This window comes from Candidatus Cloacimonadota bacterium (genome assembly GCA_034661015.1).
GTDB lineage: Bacteria > Cloacimonadota > Cloacimonadia > JGIOTU-2 > JGIOTU-2 > JAYEKN01.
In genome coordinates, this window is sequence record JAYEKN010000148.1 from 10,795 (window position 1) to 13,175 (window position 2,381).

General features: G+C 34.7%; 2 protein-coding genes. Both read right to left on the bottom strand.

The genetic code is table 11. From position 1 onward, the window contains the following. Window positions 1–707, bottom strand: a 707-nt coding sequence (gene mreC, locus U9P79_05940) for a rod shape-determining protein MreC (GenBank protein ID MEA2104162.1), incomplete at its 3' end; no start/stop codon positions are given. A gap of 133 nt (window positions 708–840) precedes the next feature. Next, window positions 841–1,872 (bottom strand): rod shape-determining protein, encoded by a 1,032-nt coding sequence (locus U9P79_05945; GenBank protein ID MEA2104163.1) that lies wholly within the window; start codon window positions 1,870–1,872, stop codon window positions 841–843. Between the last annotated feature and the right edge of the window lie 509 nt (window positions 1,873–2,381).

The following is a 2,381-nucleotide window of genomic DNA, read 5'->3' on the forward strand; positions in this document are numbered from 1 at the left end:
TGAATCTCTGCTTCCATGAATAAACTGTTTTTGGTTTCTGATATTTTTATGATTTCACCGAGCGGAATTCCCGGAGGATAAATTGAACTCAGACTTGATGTTATTATCTTATCACCAATCTTGATATTACTTCCGACCTTTATTTTTCGAAAATAAATTCTCCCGTCGAGTTCTGTCTCTACTATCCCATTCACTCGACTTCTCTCATCTATTGCTCCCATACGGAAATATCGGTTACGGAAAGTTTGAACTACAGAAAATGAGGGATAAACAGTTGTGATTCTTCCAATTAAACCATTTGCGGAAATTACCGGAGAATTTTTTTTTACATTTTCAGACACATCGCCGTCAATACTTAATGTTTCAAAATTTATAAATGAGCCCGTACCAACAACATGTGAAATCCTTATTTGCAAATTATTTTCACTTGCACTATCCAACAAAGATGATATTCTGTTGAATTTTAATATCTTTTCAGACATAAGACGATTTTGCATCTGAGCTGAGAAAAGTTTTTCCGCCAATTCCGCATTCTTTTTGGTCAGATTTGCTAAAGAAGAAATATACGAAATACTGGAAGTGTATGGCAAAAAAAAATATCTGCCTACAAATTGTGCTTTATTTATCCTGTCTTGATTATTGCCCGAAATAAAAACAATCGAAATAATAAGTAAAACTATAAACAGAATATTATTTGCTTTTTGCATTTAGTAATCCGATTTTAACTTGCGAAGATTTTCTGCCCATTTGCGAGGTTTAAATACATCTGCCTTAGGCGGACAAAACGAATAAAAAATATATTTTGGATTCGTTGGTTTTATTCGTTGTTAATCAAATTTTTTATTTTTGTTTTAGCAGAACTTTTTGATATTCTTCCAGATTATCCAATATTGCTCCACTTCCCATAACCACGCTGGTAAGTGGTTTGTCAATCAATGTAACAGGCAGATCCACGGTTTCTTTGATTCTGCGATCAAGTCCTTTAAGTTGAGAAGCGCCACCTGTGAGTACAATCCCGCGATCTGCAATATCCGCTGCCAGCTCAGGAGCGGTCTTTTCAAATAACCTTTTTATCGCATCCACTATTTTTGTTACTGTTTCAGATAAAGCATCACGAATTTCTTCGGAATTAATTTTTCTGGTTACCGGAAATCCGCTAATCAAATCCCTACCGCGTACTTCCATCGTTAATTCCTCTTTCAATTTGTGAGCAGACCCAATCTTGATCTTAATCCTCTCGGCAGTTGCTTCTCCAATGAAAAGGTTGTGCTCATTCCTTAAAAAAGTAATTATATCCACATCCATTTCATCGCCGCCAATACGGATGGAATTATGGTCAACAATATGAGAAAGAGAAATTATTGCAATCTCGGTTGTTCCGCCGCCAATATCAATAATCATATTTCCGTAAGCGTCATGAACCGGCAATCCCACTCCTATGGCAGCAGCTAATGGTTCTGAAACGAGATAAACCTGACGAGCTCCGGCGTGTTGGGCAGATTCGCGTACAGCTCTTTTTTCCACTTCTGTAATACCTGAAGGCACAGCAACAATAACTCGAGGGCGAATGAGAAATTTCTTCTGTTGAGACCGAAGAATCAAATCACGCAACATTGCTTCGGTTATTTCAAAATTGGCTATCACACCATCCTTCATTGGTTTTATTGCCACTATCTCGGCTGGAGTTTTTCCTAGCATTTCTTTTGCTTTTCGTCCAACAGCGATCACCTTTTTCGACTCGCTTTCCATCGCAACGATGGATGGTTCATCCACCAAAATACCTTTTCCTTTGACATATACCAAAGTGTTAGCAGTGCCAAGGTCTATCGCCACATCATTTGTGATCATGTTTAATAAATAATTCCAAAACATTTTTACTCCTATTTTATGATTATATTGCAATCAATGACCATAATATCAATTAAACAGCAAAAAACAATGACAAGGTAACGCAATAATAACAAAAAAAACAAAATTTTGATGTTGAAAAAACAGAACGATCTTATTGATTACTAAATTCTAAATGTTTAAACTTATTTCCCGTAGGTTGTTGCTGTCAAGATTTTAGAAAAACAAAATGTTATTTTAACTGCGAAATAAACTAACAATAAGAAGATCATAGTTTTTTTCATAATATCTATTCTATTTTAAAATAGCTCCACCCAATGTAGGGAGATCAATTTTTAAATTTCCATTTTCAAGTGAATATTTTTTACCAGTAAACAAATTTTCTACAGAATTCTTTTTCATTCAATTTATTTACAACATCATTCAGATTCTTTCCCATTTTTTATTACCTTGATTTTTTTTACATCCTCTCATATTTTTGTAAAATTAATCGAAAACAATTTTCATTTCCCGCTGAATTGCTGAAATGCTGA

Bases quoted from the DNA above. Each gene is read 5' to 3' on its own strand.
- U9P79_05945 (MEA2104163.1), bottom strand. From the start codon at position 1,872: ATGTTTTGGAATTATTTATTAAACATGATCACAAATGATGTGGCGATA.